The organism is Nitrincola lacisaponensis (genome assembly GCF_000691225.1).
In the GTDB taxonomy this organism is placed as follows: domain Bacteria; phylum Pseudomonadota; class Gammaproteobacteria; order Pseudomonadales; family Balneatricaceae; genus Nitrincola; species Nitrincola lacisaponensis.
In genome coordinates this window covers 104451-125824 of the sequence record NZ_JMSZ01000001.1, presented here as the reverse complement: position 1 = coordinate 125824, position 21374 = coordinate 104451, and the positions used below count along the sequence as shown (strand labels likewise).

Annotated in this window: 27 protein-coding genes; 7 read left to right on the top strand and 20 right to left on the bottom strand. The window is 54.0% G+C overall.

Annotated elements, in window-relative coordinates; translation table 11 throughout:
• Positions 1–35: 35 nt before the first annotated feature.
• Positions 36–431: a hypothetical protein gene (locus tag ADINL_RS00620; RefSeq protein WP_036542481.1), complete on the bottom strand. Its 396-nt coding sequence runs from the start codon at positions 429–431 to the stop codon at positions 36–38.
• 168 nt (positions 432–599) lie between these two features.
• Between ADINL_RS00620 and ADINL_RS00615 the strand changes: the two genes are divergently transcribed.
• Together ADINL_RS00615 and ADINL_RS00610 are read left to right on the top strand one after the other, a co-directional pair.
• Positions 600–1649 carry an NAD(P)H-dependent flavin oxidoreductase gene (locus ADINL_RS00615; RefSeq protein ID WP_036542477.1) on the top strand — a complete coding sequence of 350 codons (1050 nt, stop codon included), beginning with the start codon at positions 600–602 and terminating at the stop codon, positions 1647–1649.
• A gap of 74 nt (positions 1650–1723) precedes the next feature.
• Complete coding sequence (locus tag ADINL_RS00610) at positions 1724–2314, top strand: LysE family translocator (RefSeq protein ID WP_036542473.1); 591 nt, start codon at positions 1724–1726, stop codon at positions 2312–2314.
• Here the strand turns inward: ADINL_RS00610 and ADINL_RS00605 are convergent.
• Positions 2267–3136: a helix-turn-helix transcriptional regulator gene (locus tag ADINL_RS00605; RefSeq protein WP_036542468.1), complete on the bottom strand. Its 870-nt coding sequence runs from the start codon at positions 3134–3136 to the stop codon at positions 2267–2269. The two genes, ADINL_RS00610 and ADINL_RS00605, sit on opposite strands and share 48 nt — an antisense overlap.
• Positions 3137–3253: 117 nt before the next feature.
• Between ADINL_RS00605 and ADINL_RS00600 the strand changes: the two genes are divergently transcribed.
• Positions 3254–4306 (top strand): phosphotransferase, encoded by a 1053-nt coding sequence (locus tag ADINL_RS00600; protein ID WP_036542463.1) that lies wholly within the window; start codon positions 3254–3256, stop codon positions 4304–4306.
• On the top strand, positions 4303–5559 hold the full coding sequence (locus ADINL_RS00595; protein ID WP_036542461.1) for an aspartate aminotransferase family protein: 1257 nt from the start codon (positions 4303–4305) through the stop codon (positions 5557–5559). The genes ADINL_RS00600 and ADINL_RS00595 overlap by 4 nt, the downstream gene beginning before the upstream one ends.
• On the opposite strand, the gene ADINL_RS00590 is transcribed toward ADINL_RS00595, so the two are convergent.
• From ADINL_RS00590 to ADINL_RS00555, 8 genes are all read right to left on the bottom strand, one after another.
• The gene (locus ADINL_RS00590; protein WP_036542459.1) at positions 5539–6222 is read right to left on the bottom strand and encodes a GntR family transcriptional regulator; all 684 of its coding nucleotides are present in this window, start codon (positions 6220–6222) and stop codon (positions 5539–5541) included. The genes ADINL_RS00595 and ADINL_RS00590 overlap by 21 nt on opposite strands.
• 72 nt (positions 6223–6294) lie before the next feature.
• Complete coding sequence (locus ADINL_RS00585; protein ID WP_036542455.1) at positions 6295–6720, bottom strand: secondary thiamine-phosphate synthase enzyme YjbQ; 426 nt, start codon at positions 6718–6720, stop codon at positions 6295–6297.
• Positions 6721–6754: 34 nt separating this feature from the next.
• Positions 6755–7240, bottom strand: a complete 486-nt coding sequence (locus ADINL_RS00580; RefSeq protein ID WP_036542452.1) for a GNAT family N-acetyltransferase — start codon at positions 7238–7240, stop codon at positions 6755–6757.
• Between the two features lie 94 nt (positions 7241–7334).
• Complete coding sequence (locus ADINL_RS00575; protein ID WP_036542449.1) at positions 7335–7742, bottom strand: VOC family protein; 408 nt, start codon at positions 7740–7742, stop codon at positions 7335–7337.
• A 107-nt stretch (positions 7743–7849) separates the two neighbouring features.
• Complete coding sequence (locus ADINL_RS00570; RefSeq protein WP_239644304.1) at positions 7850–8374, bottom strand: GNAT family N-acetyltransferase; 525 nt, start codon at positions 8372–8374, stop codon at positions 7850–7852.
• Between the two features lie 96 nt (positions 8375–8470).
• Complete coding sequence (locus tag ADINL_RS00565) at positions 8471–9013, bottom strand: GrpB family protein (protein WP_036542445.1); 543 nt, start codon at positions 9011–9013, stop codon at positions 8471–8473.
• An 83-nt stretch (positions 9014–9096) separates the two neighbouring features.
• A complete protein-coding gene (locus tag ADINL_RS00560; RefSeq protein WP_036542442.1) occupies positions 9097–9468 on the bottom strand; it encodes a VOC family protein in 372 nt (123 codons plus the stop codon).
• Positions 9469–9730: 262 nt separating this feature from the next.
• Positions 9731–10267 carry a DMT family transporter gene (locus ADINL_RS00555; protein ID WP_036542439.1) on the bottom strand — a complete coding sequence of 179 codons (537 nt, stop codon included), beginning with the start codon at positions 10265–10267 and terminating at the stop codon, positions 9731–9733.
• A 58-nt stretch (positions 10268–10325) separates the two neighbouring features.
• Between ADINL_RS00555 and ADINL_RS00550 the strand changes: the two genes are divergently transcribed.
• A complete protein-coding gene (locus ADINL_RS00550; protein ID WP_204368172.1) occupies positions 10326–11294 on the top strand; it encodes a LysR family transcriptional regulator in 969 nt (322 codons plus the stop codon).
• A gap of 71 nt (positions 11295–11365) precedes the next feature.
• Here the strand turns inward: ADINL_RS00550 and ADINL_RS00545 are convergent, their stop codons facing one another.
• Positions 11366–11665, bottom strand: a complete 300-nt coding sequence (locus ADINL_RS00545) for a type II toxin-antitoxin system RelE/ParE family toxin (protein WP_036542433.1) — start codon at positions 11663–11665, stop codon at positions 11366–11368.
• Entirely contained in the window at positions 11666–11935 is a 270-nt protein-coding gene (locus ADINL_RS00540) for a type II toxin-antitoxin system Phd/YefM family antitoxin (RefSeq protein ID WP_036542430.1), read from the bottom strand.
• Between the two features lie 197 nt (positions 11936–12132).
• Between ADINL_RS00540 and ADINL_RS00535 the strand changes: the two genes are divergently transcribed.
• Together ADINL_RS00535 and ADINL_RS00530 are read left to right on the top strand one after the other, a co-directional pair.
• Positions 12133–12378 (top strand): type II toxin-antitoxin system CcdA family antitoxin, encoded by a 246-nt coding sequence (locus ADINL_RS00535; RefSeq protein WP_036542428.1) that lies wholly within the window; start codon positions 12133–12135, stop codon positions 12376–12378.
• A complete protein-coding gene (locus ADINL_RS00530) occupies positions 12378–12695 on the top strand; it encodes a CcdB family protein (protein ID WP_036542425.1) in 318 nt (105 codons plus the stop codon). Before ADINL_RS00535 ends, ADINL_RS00530 begins: the two co-directional genes overlap by 1 nt.
• A gap of 243 nt (positions 12696–12938) precedes the next feature.
• Here ADINL_RS00530 and ADINL_RS00525 read toward each other — a convergent pair whose 3' ends face one another.
• From ADINL_RS00525 to ADINL_RS00490, 8 genes are all read right to left on the bottom strand, one after another.
• Positions 12939–13199 carry a DUF2442 domain-containing protein gene (locus ADINL_RS00525; RefSeq protein WP_036542422.1) on the bottom strand — a complete coding sequence of 87 codons (261 nt, stop codon included), beginning with the start codon at positions 13197–13199 and terminating at the stop codon, positions 12939–12941.
• Positions 13200–13202: 3 nt separating this feature from the next.
• Positions 13203–13460: a DUF4160 domain-containing protein gene (locus tag ADINL_RS00520; protein WP_036542419.1), complete on the bottom strand. Its 258-nt coding sequence runs from the start codon at positions 13458–13460 to the stop codon at positions 13203–13205.
• Positions 13461–13782: 322 nt separating this feature from the next.
• Positions 13783–14913 (bottom strand): aminomethyl transferase family protein, encoded by a 1131-nt coding sequence (locus ADINL_RS00515; protein ID WP_036542416.1) that lies wholly within the window; start codon positions 14911–14913, stop codon positions 13783–13785.
• Positions 14914–14972: 59 nt separating this feature from the next.
• Positions 14973–16004 (bottom strand): heme-dependent oxidative N-demethylase family protein, encoded by a 1032-nt coding sequence (locus ADINL_RS00510; protein ID WP_036542412.1) that lies wholly within the window; start codon positions 16002–16004, stop codon positions 14973–14975.
• A gap of 9 nt (positions 16005–16013) precedes the next feature.
• The gene (locus ADINL_RS00505; RefSeq protein WP_036542410.1) at positions 16014–16961 is read right to left on the bottom strand and encodes a PDR/VanB family oxidoreductase; all 948 of its coding nucleotides are present in this window, start codon (positions 16959–16961) and stop codon (positions 16014–16016) included.
• A gap of 1 nt (position 16962) precedes the next feature.
• Positions 16963–17457 (bottom strand): dimethylamine monooxygenase subunit DmmA family protein, encoded by a 495-nt coding sequence (locus tag ADINL_RS00500; protein ID WP_036542407.1) that lies wholly within the window; start codon positions 17455–17457, stop codon positions 16963–16965.
• A 21-nt stretch (positions 17458–17478) separates the two neighbouring features.
• Positions 17479–19791 carry a trimethylamine N-oxide demethylase gene (locus ADINL_RS00495; protein WP_193364950.1) on the bottom strand — a complete coding sequence of 771 codons (2313 nt, stop codon included), beginning with the start codon at positions 19789–19791 and terminating at the stop codon, positions 17479–17481.
• 29 nt (positions 19792–19820) lie between these two features.
• Complete coding sequence (locus tag ADINL_RS00490) at positions 19821–21185, bottom strand: flavin-containing monooxygenase (RefSeq protein ID WP_036542404.1); 1365 nt, start codon at positions 21183–21185, stop codon at positions 19821–19823.
• Between the last annotated feature and the right edge of the window lie 189 nt (positions 21186–21374).

Sequence of the window (21374 nt, the reverse complement as noted above, 5' to 3'; positions counted from 1 at the left end):
TCTTCAGTGATGAAAAAAATACGCATCAGTCTGAATCAGCTTTTGGGTGGGCGCTCCAGTCGCGAAGTACGCGCTTTGGCAGGCTGGGCTTGATGTTGAACCTGTTCGGATAATGCTGTCATGGCACGCGGTGGACTGGTGGAGGCCAAAGCCGCACAGCTGCTGCATTGCAAACAGCCATCACCCTGACAGAAGGTATTGTGAGTCTGTGAGTCCTGGGCTTGAGTAGCCTCATCGGCCGCTGGCAGGTGTGCGTGATGTGTATGCATCTGCCCATCACAGGGAGAAGACAGGCTGGATTGAACAGCGGTATCACCGGATTGAGCATGCCCTTGTGACAGCGCATGTACGGGTGACAGCCCGGCAAACAGCAACATCAGCGTCAGCCAGACACTGATAAATCTGTTACGTTGCAGGGGTTGCTGGGTCATGGCTATAGAGTCCACAGAGTTAGCAGTATCTTTTCAGACTTTGACTTTAGCGCAGAGTTCCTGTGCTGGCAAAAGGTGATGGCTGCAGAACGACCAAAATCTAACGGCGAGCGCGACGCTTTTCTGCTAGCCTGACTGGCTTCAAAGCGAAAATCGAGGAAGATCATCGTGTCGATATCCAGAATAACGGACTGGCTGGCTGTATCCCGGCCGATTATTCAGGCGCCCATGGCGGGTGTTCAGGGAAGCGAGTTGACCCTGGCTGTCTGCGCCGCAGGCGGATTGGGATCACTGCCCTGTGCCATGCTGACGCCTGAACAGTTGCAACAGGCATTGGTGCAGATTCGTGAGTCGACAACACAGCCATATAACGTAAATTTCTTCTGCCACACTCAGCCTGCACCGGATGCGGCGACTGAAGCGCGCTGGCAGGCACGGCTGCAGCCTTATTATCAGATGCTGGGACTGTCACAGGACCGGATTGTAGCCGGTGCCGGACGCCGCCCCTTTGATGCTGAAACACTGGCGCTGTTAGACGACTTTCGTCCACCGGTCGTCAGCTTTCATTTCGGCTTGCCGGATGAATCGCTGCTGGAAACCCTGCGTAGCTGGGGGACAAAAATACTCTCCAGTGCAACCACTCTGGAAGAAGCGCTGTGGTTGCAAGCGCGCGGGGTGGATGCGGTGATTGCGCAAGGACTGGAAGCCGGTGGCCATCGCGGTATGTTCCTGACCGATGATATGACAACACAAACCGGACTGTTTGCGTTGCTGCCGCAACTGGTGGACCGGCTGAGTGTTCCGGTGATCGCTGCCGGGGGTATTGCCAGTCCGGCGGGTGTGCAGGCTGCATTTGCTCTCGGGGCATCGGCTGTACAGGTAGGCACTGCCTATTTGCTCTGTCCTGAAGCGAAGACATCGGCGCTGCATCGTCAGGCATTGCAGTCACCTGAAGCGGTCCATACCGCGTTGACCAACCTGTTTTCCGGACGCCCCGCGCGTGGCATTGTGAATCGTGTGATGCGAGAACTTGGACCCATCTGCGTCGATGCACCGGCGTTCCCGCTGGCAACTGCAGCGATTGCGCCATTACGTGCTGAAGCCGAGGCCCGTGGCATTGCAGACTTCTCGCCACTCTGGGCTGGCCAGAATACATCCGGGTGTCAGGCTATTCCGGCGGCAGAACTTACCCGCTGGTTGATGTCTGCAACATCATAAGCCGCAAAAATTTTATTCAATACAGCCAGACCACTCACAGCAGACAATCTGTTCTTTTGAACAGGAGTCTGTCTGTGAGCCTATCCATTCTGTTTTCCATGTCGGCCTTTGCCCTGGCCGCTTCCATCTCTCCCGGACCGGTGAATCTGGTCTGTCTCAGCAGCGGGCTGCGTTATGGCTGGAGTCGGACGCTGATATTTGTTACTGGTGCGACGCTGGGATTTGTACTGCTGTTTATGGGGCTGGGACTGGGGCTGAAAAGCCTGTTTTTGCAGTGGGAGCAACTGGAATCCTGGCTACGCTGGGGCGGTATCGCGTTTTTACTCTACATGTCATATCAGCTTTTACGTGCCGATGGTAATGTAGAGGCGCATGCAGCGTCCAAACCACCGGGGTTCATACTGGGCGCACTGATGCAATGGCTCAATCCCAAGGCCTGGCTGGCGGGTATTTCCGGCATTGCCGCCTACACGACAGGTGGTGATATGTGGCTGGTCGTGCTGTTTGCACTGATTTACTTGCCGGTTTGCTGGTTGTCTTTAAGTATCTGGGCGGCGGCGGGCAGTTGGTTGCAGCAGCGCTGTAGCTCAGCTCCGGGCTTGCGCTGGTTGAATCGATTACTGGCGTTTCTGTTGCTGCTCAGCTGCGGTGTATTGCTGATGTAGGCGTTTGGGGCCATCCCGATACTGTATCGGTGTGGCCGCCAGCAGACGCTTAAAGGTTCGCTGGAAATGTGGCTGATCGGCAAAACCATGGGTCAGAGCGACTTCAGCAAGAGGCGTTTCACTGCGCAGCGCAATCTGAGCCATTTGAATGCGCAGATTGGTCAGGTAGGCATGCGGTGTCATGCCACAGGCCTGACGAAATAAGCGGATCAGTGCCCCTTTATTCAGGTCTGTCAGCGCACAGAGTGTTTCCAAAGTTACATTGCTATCATAATGTTTATGTAGATAGACCAGGGCTTTCTGAAGAGTGGCCGAAGGTGGTTCTGAGCCCGCCAGGGAGTCGTCCTGAAGCTGACTGAACAAGCTGCGCAGAAAGGCACTTACATCAGCCTCTTTCTGCTCAGTGGTCAGCTGTGGATCAAAGAGCCCTGTGGCCAGCGTAGTAAATTGCTCAAACAGTAGTGGATGGGTCAGACAGGAAATCGACAGGTCCTGCCACTGATCACACTGCAGCTCACCCAGATCCTGGCGCAGCCGGGTTAACCAGTCTGTATCGACATACAGCATGTAATAAGACCAGCGCATCGACTCACAGGGATTACACGCATGTACCTGATGAGGATTGATCAGCAGCAACTGCCCTGTCTTGATGATCTGTTGCTGTCCGGCGTATTCAAAGTGGCTTTGTCCGGCCAGAATCGCGCCCAGGGACCATTGGCGATGACTGTGCGGCGCATAGCGCAGCTGTCGGCCGTCTTCGATATAGCGAAGCTCAACCTGAGGCAGTGCGGGATCGCGCCAGAAGCGCGGAGTGGTATTCATACTGATTCAGAGGTCTGAGGTTCCATATATAAATGTATGTCCAGCATAGCATTGAGGGGTGACTTTACCCAGTATTCAATTTATGATGCATCATACATCATAAAACAGGGTATCGGAATGCATGCTTTTACGGCCTCCACGACATTGATGACCCAGGCTGCTCCAGCGATCAATCCGCTTGAGGCCCAGCAGGTGCTATACACTCACTATGGCCTTACAGGGGTGCTGGAGCGCTTACCGGGTGAGCGGGATACCAACTTCTGCCTGAGTTGTGAATCAGGTCAGCGTTTTATGGTGCGCTTTATCAATGTCGCTGAAGCGGATCAGGAGATCGACTTTCAGACCCGGATGCTGGTCTATCTGCAGCAGCGCGCCGCTCACCTGCCCGTCCCCGGAATACTGGAAACCCTGACCGGTGACTGTCAGCCGCAGGTTGAGTTCTCTGGACAGCAGGGTTCTCTGCGGGTGGTCAGCTATCTGGATGGCATACCCCTCTATCGGCAGGCTCCCTTTACGGATCTGGCTCGACAGTTAGGAGGAATTCTGGGCGAGATGGACGCTACTCTGGCAGGTTTTAGCCATCCAGGCGCAACGCGAGAGCTGCTGTGGGATATCACCCATCCACAGCGTTTGCTGGATCGGGTGCACACCCTGGATCATCTCGATTGGCGTCGGGAAGTGGCTGGGGTCATTGATCAGCATACACAACGGGTCTTACCGCTACTGGACAGCCTGCCCTGGCAGGTTATTCACAATGATCTGAATCCGCACAATGTCCTGGTGGATGAGTTGGGTACCCGTATCACCGGCATTATTGATTTTGGTGACGCACTCTATGCACCGCGTGTGAACAATCTGGCAACAGCGCTGGCCTACCAGTTGGTGGATGAGTCTGATCCGTTGCGTCGGGTCGGGCCTTTTCTGAATGCCTATCTGGCACAACAGCCGCTGACCGATACAGAACTGAGTGTCCTGGCCGATCTGGTGGCCACCCGCTTGTGTCTGACACTGGTGATTGCTTCCTGGCGAGCACAGCTGTATCCGGACAATCGGGACTATATTCTACGTAACCTGCCCCATGCCGGACGCAGTCTGATGCGACTGCGTCGTTTGCCTGACGGGTGGGTTGAGCACTTGATCACCTCGACTACTTCAGGGAGTCATGTATGACCGACCATACTGCATTGATTGAACGGCGACAGCGCTTGCTGGGACGCAGTTATCGATTGTTCTATCAACAACCCCTGTATCCGGTCAGAGGTGAAGGCGTGTGGCTGTATGAGGCGGATGGTCGCCGCTATCTGGATGCCTACAACAATGTAGTCTCGGTTGGCCACTGTCACCCCAGAGTGGTAGAAGCGATTTGCCGCCAGGCGTCGGTGCTGAATACCCACACCCGCTATTTACATGACGGCATACTGGAGTATGCCGAGCGGCTGCTGGCGCTGTTCCCGGAGCGGCTGAATAATCTGACCCTGACATGCAGTGGCAGCGAAGCCAATGATCTGGCCTTGAGGGTTGCTCGAGAAGTCACGGGGAACAGGATTGCACTGGTGACACGCTGGGCCTATCACGGCACGACCAGCAGCATCGCAGAACTGTCACCTGCGTTGGGTGTCGGCGTTGGTGACCAGGTACGTTTGCTGGATGCACCGGATAGTTATCGGGCACCCGGTCAGTGGCTCAGGCAATTGCGCCAGCAACTCGATCAACTGGCCGCAGAGGGACTGCGTCCTGCGGCACTGATGATGGATGGACTGTTCTCCAGTGATGGTGTTTTCAGCCCGCCTGCGGCTGAAATTCAGCAGGCCGTTAATTGGGTGCGCCAGGCTGGCGGGTTGTACATTGCCGACGAAGTACAGTCAGGCTTTGCACGTACTGGCGAGGCATTTTGGGGCTTTTCACGCTATCAGGTCGAGCCTGATCTGGTCACCCTCGGCAAGCCCATGGGCAATGGGCACCCGGTTGCCGGGATGGTTGCGCGAGCTGATCTGCTGGATCAGTTTGGTGCGCGGCAGCGTTATTTCAATACCTTTGGTGGAAATCCGGTCTCCTGTGCTGCCGCTCTGGCGGTACTGGATGTGATCGAAACGGAGCATCTCCAGGTGAATGCCCGGATTCAGGGGCAGCGCTTGCAGCGTCGACTCAGTGAATTGGCCAGCCAGCATGTGGTGATCGGTGATATTCGTGGTGCCGGGCTGTTTTACGGTGTTGAGCTGGTTCAGGACCGGGAGAGTCTGGCACCGGCAACGGATCTGGCCAGCCGTGTGGTGAACGGCATGCGTGATGCCGGTGTGTTGATCAGTGCGACAGGTCCCGATGCCAATATACTGAAAATCCGTCCACCGCTGGTGTTCAGCTCAGAACATGTGGAGCTGCTCAGTGATACGCTGGATCAGGTATTAACCGGGTTGGGTGTTTAGGCTTTCAGTGCGCAGGAAGGCCTGCATCTTCTGGTTACCATCGAGAATATCCTGCTGAATGGCGGTGCGTGCGGCATCCGGGTCACCTGTTGCCAGCGCTTGCCACAGCATCTCATGGTGACCGATCGCCATTTGCTGGGAAAACTCCCGGTAGCTTTGCGCAATCAGCGGGCCGGTGCGCATCCAGAGCATATCGATCAGACTGCGCAGCAACGGCATTGCTGCCGCATCGGCCAGCAACAGATGAAACTCACTGTTGAGCCTCAAGGCTTCGGCCAGATTATCGGCCAGAATTGCCTGATGATTCAGATCGATATTCTGACGCAAAGCCTGCAGAGCTTCCGGTGTGATGTTCAATGCAGCCTGCTCGGCACCCATCCCCTCCAGTGACAAACGCAACAGGCGTATCTCGTCATACTGGCTCTGGCTCAGCTGAGGGACACGAATGTCCCGCGGTGACCGCATCTCCAGCGCCTGCTCCTTGGCCAGTTGCAGGATGGCATCGCGTACCGGGGTGACACTGGTGGAGAGCTGCTCCGCCAGTTCACGAATGCGCAGGCGATCATTGGGTTTGAAGCGACCGGTGATCAGGGCTTCGCGCAACAGTGCATAAATACTGCTGCCCAGTCGGGCATGATGAATCTCACTGATCGGATAGCTCATAGCGAATTAGGCTCTTGCAGATTGGGATGATGCATCATCCAAGTGTACCCCAGACCCCCTGTCCGGTGATAGCTAGGCGGATTCACCCTGCAATGTCAGCACCAGCCGCCGTGAGCCGCCATGATTGCGATGCTCGCACAGATAGATGCCCTGCCAGGTCCCTAGATTTAATCGCCCATTGCTGACCGGCAGGGTTAAAGAACAACCTAACAGACTGCTTTTCAGATGTGCCGGCATATCATCACTGCCCTCATCCAGATGTACATAATAGGGTGCATTTTCCGGGACGGCATGATTGAAAAAACGTTCAAAATCGCCGCGCACATCGGGATCAGCGTTCTCGTTAATCGTCAGCGAGGCAGACGTGTGCTGAATAAACAGATGCAACAGCCCCACCCTGCACTGTCTCAGTTCTGGTATTGCCTGGAGTACATCGGCTGTAATGAGATGAAAACCTCGGGGTCTGGCTGCTAACTGAAGGTTTTTTTGAATCCACATATCGGCGTATCCGGCTGATGTTTATTAACAGTGTTCAGGTGTCTAACCATTTATACATAATGTAACAGTCAACATAGCCCAACTGTCCATGCTGGTAGGCATCCGGAATCGTACCAATGATGTTGAAGCCCAGTGCTTTCCACAATTGAACGGCCTGCGTATTGGTTGATACCACACTATTAAACTGCATCGCCTTAAAGCCCCGCTCTACCGCCACGCGTTGTGAGTGCTCACATAATGCACGCGCAATGCCCCTGCCTCTGGCGGCTTCAGCAACCATGTAGCCACAATTACAGATATGACGGCTGGGACCCATGGCGTTGGCTTTAAGGTAGTAGGAGCCCAGGATGACACCCTGCTCTTCCCAGACATAGGTTTTGAGTGGCAGTTCGCACCAGAGGTGATAAGCCTGCTCTAGCGTCATATCGGCATCAAATGCGTAGGTCTCTTGCGCTTGAATCACCGCCGAAAACGTTGGCCAAAAGGATTCAAAATCAGATCTTGTCATTTCCCTGATCATTCGGTGCCTCTGCTGATCTTATCGATTAGGACTACATGTTGTGACAAGTATACTCCGGGAACCTAGCGTTTCTCCTGTCGGCTGGTTACGCATGTCAATCCTTTGGTCCGACCCAAAACAAGGGGTTATATGCTACCTCCCACAGATAGCCGTCAGGATCAGAAAAGTAACCTGAGTATCCACCCCAAAATACCTTCTGGGCAGGTTTCACCAAGGTGGCACCTGCGAAGACAGCCTGATCCAAAAGTTCGTCAACGGCAGCCTCCGAATCCAGGTTGTGCGCAATCGTGAAACCGGCAAAGCCCGTACCCTCGACAGATACCCCTGCATCCTCCGCCAAAGACTCGCGACCATATAGCCCGAGCCAGCTACCATTGAGTGTAAAGAAGGCTACCTCTGGTGGTGAATCCATTCTCGGCAGACCAAGGCCTTGCTCATAAAACTCAACCGACCTTTCCAGATCCTTGACGCCCAGGGTAATCATGCTGATTCTCGGTTTCATATAAAACCCTCCTCTAATGTACAGCGCAATAGCGCTGATGAGGCATTACTCAAGTGGTGTAAGATATGGGGCATCTGCATCAGCTCCAATAGCCACTGCGATTTTACCTATGAACCCGGAGAGGCTGACAGGTGGTATGTGTTGACATCTCGTGCAACCATAATGACTTCGTCTGCTGAGTAGAGGTTAGTCAAGGTTGCCTCCACTTCAGCGCCAAGTACCTCTTTATACAGACGCTGTGCATGGTTATCAGCTCGCGTCGTCACCAGAATATGCTGCAAGACAGAACCCTGCTTCTGCAACTTGATAGTGACATCCGGCAATGTTCGAGAGATCAATGCTCTGCCAATACCTTTTCCTTGAAAACCTGGGGATACAGCGACCTGTTCAAGTTCGATGATGGCGTTAGACCTAAACCCCGCTTTCTGAGACCAGATGATATAGCCTACACAGGACTCCTCCGCATACGCCACATAGCAAAATATCTTTGGGAAGGCTTGTAGATGACTCCTCAGCCATTCCAGGGAATGTTGTTGCCGGGTAAATGCAAGCCGGTGAACTTCGGCTGCCGTCTCTAAATCCTCCGGCTGCATTTCTTTTACTGATACTGAAATATCTCTTTTGGCTTGCACCTGTTTCTCCAGAAAAAATAACCTTTGTGTCCTGGCATAGTTAATTTGGCCACCAAAAATAGTATGACCAGATGTTGTGACAGGATGCTTATCTGGCTATTTTTCTGTATATCGCAAAGCGTCCTGTATGAAGCTCGTCTTCGCTGCAGTATAGGCTTCTCTATCAGACCGGAATTCAGCGGCCCATGCCTGCTTTTTCCGTTCATAATGCATTGCTATCTCAGTATGGGTACGAAGTGTGTCACGGAAAGCCAACCGTTGTTGCCATTCTTTGCTTCCATGAACGACAAGATGCAAGTGGTGTGTTCTACGGCCCTCAGACCACCGCATCAGCCAACGTCGACCAGTGAGAGAAGCGTTGAATTCCATTGATGTCGTATATTTCGACTGGCACAAAGGCTCCAATAAAGCGTCAGCGCTTTCCATCGTTGCAACCCCGGCAAGTATATCGATGATAGGCTTGGCCGAAAGGCCGGGTACTGCTGTACTGCCAATATGCTCAATAGCTAAAAAGCGACTGGGAAACAGATGAAGAAGGCGGCTGCGTTCTTCTTCAAACAAAAGTGGCCATTCCTTGTCGTAAGGGAAAATAGCCACTTCTTCATAAATTGCTCTGTTGAGCGATTCTTCTTCGTTCACCGTTCATCATTTCCTTACAGTCTTTATCGACGTGAAGCGATGGCTGCTCCGTCCCTGCTCTGCTCGACAGCGGAAGCTGTTGTCTATGTATTTTTGCCAACTCTCAACTGAAAAATATTACCTTCGCAGTCACAGCCATCACATACCTGACGACCACCAAACTCCCAGCTTTTGGGTTGATATACAGTGCCACCATTTTCTTTTATTTTTTGGCTTATGAGTTCAAGCGGAACATCAATAAAGAATACCGGTTTTATTGGTGTATCCTCTCTGGCGCTGTCTGTGCTCAGTGCTTTTTTAGACATTGCTGTTTCAAGCAACACAAGTTCAAAATCACCTGTCATGAGTAAAGCATAGGATTCATCACTCTCCTGCACGTCAAAGTCAAAGACCTGACAATAAAATTCGGCTAAGCGTCGAATTGACGAAGAATAGATAACCAACCCTGTTCTCACATACCCTCCTTACGCGCGATCAGATACACAACAGAAAACCATATCTTCTTCGGTCATGATTGTGTGAAAAACTGCTATTTCGTTGTCGACACCACGTAAAGCCCAAATGATTGATGGCGCATCTCAGAGAATGCCGACCGCAGCAGGCCGAGTCTGAATCATTGACGAGTTCGATGCACTGTTCTTGATGTAGTGAGAGCTGCAACTGCTTTCCTGAACTTCATTCAATAGTAGCGCTTGAACTATCCTTGCCACAAGCTCATCACCCCTTGGGCTCGGTGGCTCCGGAAATACCCGTCGTAAACTGTGTAGCGCTCTGTTGAGACACTACAACGGTCGGTGAGAACCACTGTACCGTCACCATCCCCACCAGCACCAGTATGACCCCTAGCACACGCCCTATGCTTATCTCCCTAACAGGCAAATTCAACCAGCCGTGATAGTCCAATAGCAGTGAAGTGATCAATTGCCCTGCTATGACACACACAATGAAGCTAGTTGCTCCGACACGAGGTACCAGTATCAGCGCAGACGAAATGTAGATGGCTCCTGCCACACCGCCCAGCCACGCCCAAGCCGGTAGGTTCTTGATGGCCCCTAAGGCAGGTAGAGGTGCCTGTATGGCAAGCAAGATGGGGATGACGACCAGCATACTGACAAGTAGCGAGACCAGTGTTGCCCAAAGGGGATGGCCCAACGCTCGGCCCAATTCAGCATTGCTGCCTGATTGAAAAGGCACCAAGGCCCCGGCGATCACTGCCAAAGCCGCAAGCGCCACTAGAGTGAAAGATGAATTCATGACAAAACTCCTGATGCATAGTAAAGAGCCTTGTATCTTGTATAATCCATATTAAGAATTGAAATTCTATTTTTTATATTTCCATATTCGTAGAATGAATAACTTAAGACGTATCGATCTCAACTTACTGGTTACCTTGCACGCGCTACTGATGGAAAAACACGTGTCGCGGGCGGCACAGCGCTTACATAAAAGCCAACCAGCCGTCAGCCATTCGCTCGCCAGTTTGCGAGCCATCTTTGACGACCCTCTGCTGGTGCGACGAACAGGCAAGCTGGAGCTCACTGCCCGCGCCAATGAATTGCTACCGCTCCTAACAGAAGCGCTGCATCAGCTCGGTGCGCTCATTGACCTGCCTGCTTTCGACGCCTCCCAGGCAAAACGGGTATTTCGACTTGCCATGTCAGACTATGGAGCCCGCGTGGTGCTTCCTGGTTTGGTTAGGCGATTGCGTTCAGACGCTCCAGGGATTGATCTGCAAGTTTCTCAAGGCAGCCGTGCCGCGATGTTGGCAGGTGTCCATGATGGGGAGATCGATATGGCGTTTGGCGTGTTTCAGGCGCCTCTTTCGGATGAGTTACGCACCCATACGCTCTTCATCGAGCATTTCGTCTGCGCTGCAGATAAAAACACACTGCCCCAAACGGGCCATCTTGAGAAAACAGAGTGGCTCTCGCGTCCCCACGTACTGGTCGCCATGCAAAGTGGCGAAAACAATGAGATAGAAAACGCGCTGCAGCGAGAAGGTGTCAACCGTCGGGTTGCAATGACTCTGCCTCATTGGGGCGTGGCCAGTCGTGTGGTGGCCAACACAGATTTGATCTTGACGGCTGCTCGGCGCAGCTTCGATCTATTTCAGGAGGACTCACCGCTGCAACTCTTCGTGCCGCCCTACCCGATTGATCCTTTTGCGTTCAACATGGTTTGGCACTCGCGGCGGGAGAGCGACGCCGGTCACAACTGGCTTAGGCAGGCGATCATTGGGACCCTGATACAGGGTGAGGATGGGCAACAGACTGGCGGTTAACGCGGCCAGTGCTACGTAGTATGGTTGCTTTGGTTGGAACTGTGCTTTAACAAGCTTTCTGCAGGGATTGGTTATGTTTCATTCGCTGGTAATTCGAGCGGCCTCTCACTACGCCAAACACGAATGAGTACAACCTCTTGAACCTGCCTAACGTAGACAACCCGAAATGGCGCGTGAATCAGTTCACGAATATCATCCAGGTTGAATTCAGGAACAACTCGACCAGCATCAGGTTGTCGTTTAAGTATTTCGCTGTACTCCAGAATTGCAGTTACGAAATCATCGCCGCTATGTGGCACATCCTGCTCTTTGTAATACTCCTGAATAGCCTGTAAGTCCTCAAGAGCGGACTGTGTGATGCGTAATTCCATTTACTTGATACCCAACGTTTTCCTGGCGTCCTCCAACGATATGGTGTTGCCCTCGCGAACATCCATAAGCCCCTGCGCCACCGCCTTTACAAACCGCAATTCCTCCGCGGCTCTCTCATAATCCTCCAGTCCCTGAACAACAGCGATGCCTCGGCCTCGGCTGGTAAGCAGGATTGGGCGATGCGTATCTTGCGCTCGGCCAACCACTTTTCCGGGATTGATCTTCAGGTCTGATAGAGGAATGACATCCTCGGAAAATTTCACGTGCATATTGAATACCTAATAAACTATTAGGTGCCATTAATAGTACCAGTTAACAGGTACGGTCAAGAAACATAATGCCGCAATAAGGTGTGAGCAACGCTATTCGGTGCAGGGTATTGTGGGGACTGGGTTAAGTGCTTGCATGCGCATTATAATGCGCATAAGCTACAAGCGGTCTATTTAATAACTTTTGCGAGGCTCTGATGGCCGAACTCTATGACCCGACTGCACCCAAAAAAGCGACGAACCTCTCAATCAATAGCGATCTTCTGCGCAAAAGCCGTGAACTGAACATTAACTTGTCTGCCACCCTGGAGCGATCCCTGAAAGAAGAGCTTTCCAAACGCGAAGCGCAACAATGGGTTGAAGAAAATCACGCTGCGATACAAAGCTACAACGATTTTGTCGAACAACATGGATGCTTCGGCGACGAATTCAGGGAGTTTTGATGGCTCAGTTTGATGTATACCCCAACCCGAGCAAAACCAGCAAAGCACACTACCCTTACTTTGTCGATGTTCAAAGCAGCCTGCTTAGTGAACTTGCCACCCGCATCGTAATCCCTTTGGGCAAACGCTCCGCCTTCGGAGGCGAAACCATGCAGGGACTAATGCCGGAAATCAGCTTTGGAGACGAGGAGCTGCTACTGCTAACCCCGCAAATCTCCTCTGTTTCTGAAAAGTACCTCAAAAACCCGGTTGGTTCTCTATCGCACTTCAGAGACCAGATTGTTGGAGCTCTGGATATGGCTATCTCGGGAGTTTAATGCTCATGTTCAACGGAGCAGCATCCGGTGCATGGCCTGGTTAGCTATCGATCTTCATGCAAGCGACCTTCAACACACTCATTTTAGACCTCCCAAATTCAAGCACATGAATTTGTTGACCCGGATACTGTTCCTGATTCTGTGTTATCTCTCGATAAGTACCGTTATCGCCGGTCAACCCGGGACAACGATTGTCCAGGGTACCTGCTTGACGTGGGGAGTCATTACCAACGCTCAAAGCCGCTACGCGGTAAGCGTCGGCTGGCTTTGCTTGTTATGCAAACCTTTAAGAAACTCTGGAGCCAGATCTGCTCCATTTGGCCAAACAACAGTCTCAAGCTCTGGATCAACCGATACCTTTCTGAAAACAGTGATTTCCTTCAGAGGTTCAAATACAGGCCCATTTAGCACTCCATCCAGATCGATTTCACCAGACGTACCATCATCAAAAGCTACCCATATTTTGTAATCAGCTACGTATTTTGCAGATTTAATATGCAACATAATTTACTCCAGCGGTGCAATGTAATTAAGAGGTTCACCTGCTTGGGCTCGACGCCAATTTTCTTCCAATTCTGTTTTGTGTATACCTATCCATTCCTGAACAAAGGAAGTTGCTCGTTTGGGCAACTCCCCTTCCAATATGGTTCCATCAAATGCAAATAGTGCTTCGTAACCAGAATATTTTGCATGAAAATGCGGTGGATTATGATCATTAAAATACATTGCAATCAAAATCCCGTAAAAGCGACTAATAACTGGCATTTACCTATCCCTCGAAAAATATAGATCTATCATATTGCATCGGGGCTGACAGTCAAATCTGGCATAACAGTCCATTAATGGGGTCTTTGACCTCATAACATATATTATGAAGATATACCTTTTAAACGTGGCGTTGATTAATGGTTATTTTTAGTGCATTGATATTAAATGCTATTTATGAATTATCTCTTCGGTATCAACCCTAAAAAGGCAATCAATCCAAAAGGTAATCATCGAGCGAACCCTGTGAGTAAGGTGTGTCTGCGGCAGGCTTACACCTCCCCCATTCAACAGCTGAATGCCGGGAGGCGTGTGGTGTGGATTACCCCTTGGCGGTACGTTTGGTTTTTTCCGGATCATCAAACGGCAGGGTGTGGGCGATGGCGGCAGTGTTGAGCTGACCTTTCACCTCCAGTGGGGTGCCTTGTTCGGCGTAGCCGGGTTCCAGGCGGGCGATGGCCATGGATTTGCCGGTGAGGCGTGAGTACATGGCGCAGGTGATGACGCCGACCTGACGGCCATCGGCCCAGAGGGTGTCGCCCTCGCCTGCGGCTTCTTGGCTATCGACCAGCACACCGAAGATTTTGAAGCGTTCTTTGCCTTGCAGGCGGGCATGTTCATGGCCGCCACGGAACTCGGTCTTGGTGGGCGATACGGTGAAGTCCAGGCCCAGTTCCCAGAGGGTGTCGCCTGCCGGTTCGTTGTCGAAGGGGTATTTTTCTGAGTTGTCATAGGGGAAGAACAGCAGGTAGCTTTCCACTCGGAGCCAGTCGAGGGTGGTGAAGGCGCAGGGTACGATGCCCATGGCTGCGCCCTGCTCCAGGATGCTGTCCCAGATGAGCGGTGCATCGGCGGCTTTGCAGAAGATTTCATAGCCACGCTCGCCGGTGTAGCCGGTGCGGGAGATCATCACCGGGCAGCCGAAGAGTCGGGTTTGCAGGTGGTGAAAATAGGCCAGCTCGCGGATGCCGTCGACATGCTGTTCCAGAAAGTCTACCGCCAGTGGTCCTTGCAGTGACAGGTCGTGCAGGTCGTCGTCGAAGAGGATGGCGACCTGACGGCCCTGTGCTGAACGTACCAGCATTTCATAGCCGTTACCGGCACCGTGCACGACCATGAAGGCGTTGGGTCCGGTACGGTAAATGACGCAATCATCGACAAACTTGCCCGCTTCATTGAGGAAAGTGGCGTATACGGATTTGCCCGGATAGACCTTGGAGATGTCGCGGGAGGTGGCGTAGTCGAGCAGGGATTCGGCATGGGGGCCGACATAGTGGACTTTTTTCAGTCCGGACACGTCCATGAGTCCGGCACGGGTACGGATCGCTTCATGGGCATCGGCCAGGTCTGTTGCATAGGTCCAGGCGGTGCCCATGCCATTCCAGTCTTCCAGGTTTGAGCCCAGGGCCCGGTGACGTTCTGCCAGTGCGCTCTGGCGCCAAGAGTTTGCCATAGTCTATTCTCCTGTGGCTCCGTTCGGAGCCGGTTATGCGAGTGATAAGTCGGTGTGTGTCAGGCGCTGCAGGCGGCCATTTCAGGATCAAACTGGCGTAGCCATTCCACTACTAGCGGGCGGTATTGGCTCAATCCCTTGTAGTCCGCCAGTTCGTCCGGCAGGTCGCGCAGCACCCGGTGCAGGCGACAGGCCCATTGGGGCTGGGTGACCAGTTCTTCCAGGCTGATCAGATAGGTGCGGATGCTGAACATCAGGGCATTGCTGCGTGGCAGACGGGCCAGAAACTGCAATTCAACGCGCAGGTGGACCAACTTTGCGAGGTTTTCAGCGGTAACGCTGCTACGCTCATGGCCCCATTCATGGAAGGTTTCGGAGGAGGTATCCAGTCTGGGATTGATGGTCATGGTCCAGTTGAGCCGCCGTACCGGGTGGTCTACCTGTATGTTCATCAGGTATTTCAGTGCCCGGTCAAAGACGCCCATCTGGTGTGCCATGGGCACCGGTGCATGCCATTCGGTAAAGCTCATGCCTGCATCAAATTTCAGTGACCAGTCTGCCGGACCTGTGACCATCCCGGCATCCATCCACAGATTGTTTTCGCGTTGATCCAGCAGGGCAAAGTCCCCCTGAATCTGGCGGGTGATATATTCCAGCGGTTCATAGGGCAGGCTGCTGGCATCGCCAAAGGTAAAGGCCTGTTGCAGATCCAGAGCGCGGTTTATCCACAGCCACTGGTCACCGTCTCGCTGCAGCGAAAACCACTGCGGATAATCCTGAGAAAGGTGCGTCATCAGCATTTCCAGTGTGTCCCAGGCCGCCTGTTGCATGTGTGGCATCACCAGACAGCGATCCGGATCACGTGACAGCACCTGGGCGCGTTCGGCTACTTCGGAACGGTAGTGTTCGTCGATGTCGAACCAGTGTTCATAGACAGAGCCTGGCGCACCTGGTGTGGCCGGTTCGATATTCACGGAATACATGTACTGGTCTTCCGGAAAGGGAAATGGGAAGCGCTTGATCGCTTCAGGGCTGTTACGAAAGCTGAAGTCGTTGCGGTAGCTTTCTATCGGTTTGAGTGTCGTAGGCATGGGGTTCTCCTAAAGGTCCAGCACCAGGGTGCTGTTGCAGGCACCTCGGGATACACAGGGCATCAGTGCGCGGGATTGATCGGATGGCGGCAGGTAGTTGTCACGGTGTTCAACCTGGCCGGACAAATAGGGGGTGACACATTGACCACACACACCACCACGGCACAGGTTCGGCAGATCGATTTCAGAGGCTTCCAGTGCTTCCAGCAGGCTTTCATCGGCGCCGACTGCCAGGGTTTTGTCTTGCCTGGCCAGGTGTACCTGAAAGGGCTGTCCGGGTTCCGGTGCGGCAAAGGCTTCCCAGTGCAGGCGCGCTTCCGGCCACCCCAAGTCGGCGGCCGTTTGCTGTACCGCCTGTAATAAGCGTTCCGGTCCGCAGATATATACCTGTGCTCCCAGGGGTTGTCCGCTCAGGATCTGCTCAATACTCATGCGTTCGCCACGGCGACTGTCGTAGGTTGTGACCTGCCCGTTCGGGGCTGGCTGCAGTGCTTCGACATAGGCGTGGGTCAATCCACCGGTGTAGGCATAGTGCAGTTCGTGGGAGATGCCCTGGCGCAGCATCTCGGTGCGATAGGCCATAAAGGGTGTGATGCCGATGCCACCAGCGATCAGGATATGGTGCTGTGCTCTGGAGCTGGGCGCGAAGAGGTTCGCCGGTGGTGTGATCTGCAGATGATCCCCTTCCCTGACCCTTTCATGCAGATAGCGGGAGCCGCCACGGGAGCTTTCCTGCAGGCGTACCGCGATGCGGTAGCAGGACAGGTCGGCGGGATCACTGAGCAGCGAGTAGGCATTTTTCAAGGTGCGACTGGGGGTCGGCAGCTGCAGTTGGATATGGCTGCCGGGTGAAAAGCCTGGCAGCGCACGGTCTTGTGCGGTCAGGGTAAATTCCTTGATCACCGGGGTCAGCGATTCAATCCGGCTGACGGTGACCTGAATGGGTGACGGACTCATTTCAGCGCTCTCCATAGGGTTGGTCGGCATTCAGGCATACGCCCATATAGGCGCCGAGGCGTTTTGAAAAATGTTCACGGATGGTGAGCTGGACACCGCAATGCTGGCAGGTGACTTCATCATCCTGGGAGATGGGTTGCAGCTGACTACAGTGAACACAGTAGGCCTGGCGCCCGTCAGCGGCCTTGATCAATGACATTTCAGCATCCAGCAGTCCGGCGGCCTGGGCCTGATTACGACAGTTCCAGATAAAGGTTTCATCGCCACTGATACACAGGTGTGTGCCCGGGTGGCAGGCTTGCAGCAGGGTGTTCAACTGACTGACGTCTGCTGCGGCTTCTTCTGGCTGCCAGAGTCGGGTTTCATATGGCAGGCGCTGCAGTAACTGTCTGGCAACCTCGGTGTCACCGGACTGGAGTGCCAACAGGTAACGCGGAGCCTTGGGAATCTCGGCCAGCGTGGTATAGCGTGGGGTACTGGGGATTGCATGTGACATGGTGAATACTCCTGTGACGGTTTACGCCCGTACTCGGGTTTTTTCGGGGTCGTAAAAAATTGGGGCACAGACGTCTGCGAGGATGCGCTTTTGTTGTCCATCCAGCTTGCCAATTTCGAGTGAGAGTCCGGGGGTGGCATAGCGCACATCAATACGACACAGCGCGATACAGCGGCCCAGTAAGGGTGAGTGTGTGGCGCTGGTGATGACGCCGACCTGTGCCCTGCCCTGATAGACCGGGTCGCCGTGGTGTGCCGGTTCATTGCCCTGTAGCAGCAAGCCCACCAGTTTTTGCTGTGGATGATCACGACGTTCAAGCAGCGCCTCGCGACCAATGAAGTCGCCCTGCTTGCTCTTCAGTGGAACACAAAAGCCGATGCCTGCAGTGAAGGGGTCGGTTTGATCACAGAACTCATAACCGGCGAAAATCAGCCCGGCTTCAATGCGCAGTGTATCCAGCGCGTCGAGTCCCAGCGGGGTCAGTCCCATGGGCTCACCGAGTTCCCAGAGACGCTGCCAGAGTTGTGCGGCATCGTCCGGGTGGCACCAGATCTCATAGCCCAGCTCACCGGTATAGCCGGTACGGGAGACCATCAGCGGACAACCGTTGTAATCATCCAGGCGGCCCTGGGTAAAGCGGAACCAACTGAGGCTTTCCAGACTGGGCTGATTGGCCGGTGTCCAGATAAGCTGTTTGAGCAGTTCCCGGCTTAGCGGGCCCTGTACGGCCAGGTTATGGATCTGATCCGAGGCAGATTTAATCCACACTTTCATACCCAGGCGTTCAGCCTGCTCACGCAGCCAGATACCGGCGTAGTCTTCACCGCCAATCCAGCGGAAGTTGTCCTGGCCCAGGCGTAGCAGCGTGCCGTCATCCAGCATGCCACCATGTGGATAACAGAGCGCGCTGTAGACCACCTGACCTATGGCCAGTTTGCGGATGTCCCGGGTCAGGCAGTAGTCCAGCAGCGCTTCGGCATCCGGGCCGATGACCTCGAATTTACGCAATGCACTCAGGTCCATCACAGCGACCTTTTCACGGCACGCCAGGTATTCCTGAGTACGCCCGGCCTGATTAAATTGTGTCGGCAACCACCAACCTCGATAGTCGGTGAACTGTTGCGTCATCTGGGACAGCATTGGGTAAAAGCCGCTCTGGCGGGTGAGTACCGGCTCGGCATCGGCAGTGATTCGTGTGGTCATGGCGTGACTGAAATGCTCCTTGGCTGAGTAGGTGCGGATATGAATATCAGTAGGCTGCCAGCCATTGGCTGGATCGATATCATCCGGACAGGCGGTGCTGACACAGACCAGATCCTGAAGGGCGCGCAACAGCACATAATCCCCGGGCCGGGACCAGGGTTCATCGACCTGAAGCTGCTGGTGTGCATCAATACTGGTGTTGAAAAAGAAATTGATTGCGGGCCAGCCGGGACGTGCGGCGACACCATAGGGCTGCAAGGCCCGGCTGATATTGTCGCTGCAGTTGTCATGACCAAAATAGCCCTGGCTTTCGTAGTAACGCGCGGTGCAGGCCAGTGCAAAGGTGTCATGCCGTCCAACGGTGTCCTGCACCACCTCCAACATCGGTTGCATCTGCTGATCATAAAACTTGCTGAACAGGCCGGGGCCCGGGTAGGCCAGACTGCTGAGAGTGCGTGTGACTGTCGGATCGAGTTCGACACATTGCCCCTGAGCCAGCGCCTGGTGGCTGAACGCGACAAAGTCGGAACATTGACGCCCGGCGACATCGGCCACCTGAATATAGTCACCGGCTTTAACCACATAGGCTCTGGCGGTGCCCGGATGCAGGGTGAACTCATCGATCACCTCTGCCAGCGGTACGGGCAGGCGGGTGGATGGATCTGCCGGTTGGGCAGGCGTATGCCATACGCAGAGTTCGCTGGCGCGCTGTTGCTGATGCACCGATGTTTTACCACCGGGTGCCGCCAGTAACACCGTGACGGGTTGATGGCAGATCAGGCTACGGCTGTGGCCTGCCGGCGTGCTGTCCGACCACAGCCGGGCGGCGTCGGGAAAGTCGACCGGGTAGTGTCGCTGCTGTGCTATAAACGTCCCTTGTGGATCGCTTTCCAGCGCCAGTGCCGCCAGCGCAGGGTTTCCGTCACTGTCCAGGGCCATGAGCTCAGCGGGCTGACAGCCTTCGGTGTCGATCACCTGCAACTGATCCCCTGCCCCCAGTTGCAGTGTCAGAATCGCGCCCGGAGCAACCCGGTAGCGCTGGCGCGTCGGGTTACGCGCATAGAGTGCCGGTTCGGCGGGTGACGAGACTCTGGGCGTCATGGGTGCTATCTCTGTCGGCATCCTGGTCATGAGAAAATTCCTGAAACCACGTGGTTAAATCACACAGCTGACTTGAGCCGGGGTGTTTCCTGAAGATAGGCTTCAAGAGAGTCATCCAGTGCATCAAGCCAGGGGGTGTGGTGCGGTGTCGCCAGAGTGCCTGTCATTAATGAGCGGTAACATTTGTTGCGGTAGCCCATAATGTCTTCGTACTTGTCATGCTTCCAGGCAAGAAAGGTTTCGTTGACCGCCTGAATGTCGAAGCTGGGGTAGTCCGTCGCGTCGATCAGGTGCTGGATATAGCTGCCCTGAAACTCGAACATCTCCTGAGCTGTCTGTAATTTTTCTTCGCGCTCACGCCAGGCCTGATTTTCTGCCTGCATTTCGGCTTTGCCGGGGAGGCTGATACGCCCCAGGATCACATCACGTGCATACCAGGCCTGGGCATCGAACATGTTGAAGGAGTACCACTGGTCCTGCATGCCCAGATAGAGGAATTTGGGGTTATCTTCCCAGAAAATACCTTTGTAGAGCTTGAGCGGCCATAGACGGTTCTCGGTGATCAGGCGCAGCGAGTCCGGCAGGAAGGGAAAGTGGTGCTGGTAGCCGGTACACAGAATAATGGCATCGATACGCTTATGACTGCCGTCGGCAAACCAGGCGGTATCACTGTCGACGCGTTGCAGCAGTGGCTTCTCTTCCCAGTTTTGCGGCCACTGATAGCCCATGGGCGCACTGCGATAGCAACTGGTAATGGAACGTGCACCGTATTTGTAGCACTGGGAGCCGATATCTTCAGCGGAGTAGCTGCTGCCTACAACGAGAATGTCCTTGTCCTTGAATTCCAGTGCATCGCGGAAGTCGTGTGCATGCAAAACCCGTCCACCGAAACGCTCAAACCCTTCAAAGTAGGGTGTGTTGGGTGTGGAAAAATGGCCGCAGGCGTTGACGACATAATCAAAGGTTTCGGTATAGACGCGGTTGTTGCTGTGATCCTGAACGGTCACGCTGAACAGCCCACTGGTTTCATCATAACTGACCTGGCGTACCGCGGTGTTGAAGCGAATATAGTCACGCACACCAGCTTTTTCGACCCGCCCCTTGATGTAATCCCACAGCACTTCACGGGGAGGATAGGAGCCGATCGGGCGGCCAAAGTGCTCATCAAAGGTGTAGTCTGCAAACTCCAGACACTCCTTGGGACCATTGGACCAGAGGTAACGGTACATGCTGCCATGCACAGGTTCACCATGTTCATCCACACCGGTACGCCAGGTGTAGTTCCACATCCCGCCCCAGTCGCTTTGCTTTTCAAAACAGACCAGTTCGGGAATCGCTGCACCCTTGGCAGCGGCTGACTGGAAGGCGCGCAGTTGAGCCAGCCCGCAGGGTCCAGCTCCGATAATGGCAACACGTGTATTCATGTGTCGATCTCCTCTGTTCGAGTCTCTATCGGTCAATTCAGTGATGACCCGATGCTAGCGCAGCGCTCTGCAGCTGAAACTCTCCTGTTGTGGATACCCCATTGGGGATATACCGCGCCTGACGAGGCCTGTGGCACTATCAAGCAGCAGTCGACGCCTGAGTTGCATTGAAATGGTGCGGCGGATTGA

Coding starts and splice junctions, on each gene's coding strand:
- ADINL_RS00530 (WP_036542425.1), top strand. CDS start 12,378: ATGGCTCAGTTTGATGTATACCCCAACCCGAGCAAAACCAGCAAAGCA.
- ADINL_RS00585 (WP_036542455.1), bottom strand. CDS start 6,720: ATGTGGATTCAAAAAAACCTTCAGTTAGCAGCCAGACCCCGAGGTTTT.
- ADINL_RS00525 (WP_036542422.1), bottom strand. CDS start 13,199: ATGTTGCATATTAAATCTGCAAAATACGTAGCTGATTACAAAATATGG.
- ADINL_RS00520 (WP_036542419.1), bottom strand. CDS start 13,460: ATGCCAGTTATTAGTCGCTTTTACGGGATTTTGATTGCAATGTATTTT.
- ADINL_RS00495 (WP_193364950.1), bottom strand. CDS start 19,791: ATGACCAGGATGCCGACAGAGATAGCACCCATGACGCCCAGAGTCTCG.
- ADINL_RS00595 (WP_036542461.1), top strand. CDS start 4,303: ATGACCGACCATACTGCATTGATTGAACGGCGACAGCGCTTGCTGGGA.
- ADINL_RS00575 (WP_036542449.1), bottom strand. CDS start 7,742: ATGAAACCGAGAATCAGCATGATTACCCTGGGCGTCAAGGATCTGGAA.
- ADINL_RS00510 (WP_036542412.1), bottom strand. CDS start 16,004: ATGCCTACGACACTCAAACCGATAGAAAGCTACCGCAACGACTTCAGC.
- ADINL_RS00545 (WP_036542433.1), bottom strand. CDS start 11,665: ATGGAATTACGCATCACACAGTCCGCTCTTGAGGACTTACAGGCTATT.
- ADINL_RS00590 (WP_036542459.1), bottom strand. CDS start 6,222: ATGAGCTATCCGATCAGTGAGATTCATCATGCCCGACTGGGCAGCAGT.
- ADINL_RS00490 (WP_036542404.1), bottom strand. CDS start 21,185: ATGAATACACGTGTTGCCATTATCGGAGCTGGACCCTGCGGGCTGGCT.
- ADINL_RS00580 (WP_036542452.1), bottom strand. CDS start 7,240: ATGATCAGGGAAATGACAAGATCTGATTTTGAATCCTTTTGGCCAACG.
- ADINL_RS00535 (WP_036542428.1), top strand. CDS start 12,133: ATGGCCGAACTCTATGACCCGACTGCACCCAAAAAAGCGACGAACCTC.
- ADINL_RS00505 (WP_036542410.1), bottom strand. CDS start 16,961: ATGAGTCCGTCACCCATTCAGGTCACCGTCAGCCGGATTGAATCGCTG.
- ADINL_RS00555 (WP_036542439.1), bottom strand. CDS start 10,267: ATGAATTCATCTTTCACTCTAGTGGCGCTTGCGGCTTTGGCAGTGATC.
- ADINL_RS00500 (WP_036542407.1), bottom strand. CDS start 17,457: ATGTCACATGCAATCCCCAGTACCCCACGCTATACCACGCTGGCCGAG.
- ADINL_RS00540 (WP_036542430.1), bottom strand. CDS start 11,935: ATGCACGTGAAATTTTCCGAGGATGTCATTCCTCTATCAGACCTGAAG.
- ADINL_RS00515 (WP_036542416.1), bottom strand. CDS start 14,913: ATGGCAAACTCTTGGCGCCAGAGCGCACTGGCAGAACGTCACCGGGCC.
- ADINL_RS00600 (WP_036542463.1), top strand. CDS start 3,254: ATGCATGCTTTTACGGCCTCCACGACATTGATGACCCAGGCTGCTCCA.
- ADINL_RS00605 (WP_036542468.1), bottom strand. CDS start 3,136: ATGAATACCACTCCGCGCTTCTGGCGCGATCCCGCACTGCCTCAGGTT.
- ADINL_RS00620 (WP_036542481.1), bottom strand. CDS start 431: ATGACCCAGCAACCCCTGCAACGTAACAGATTTATCAGTGTCTGGCTG.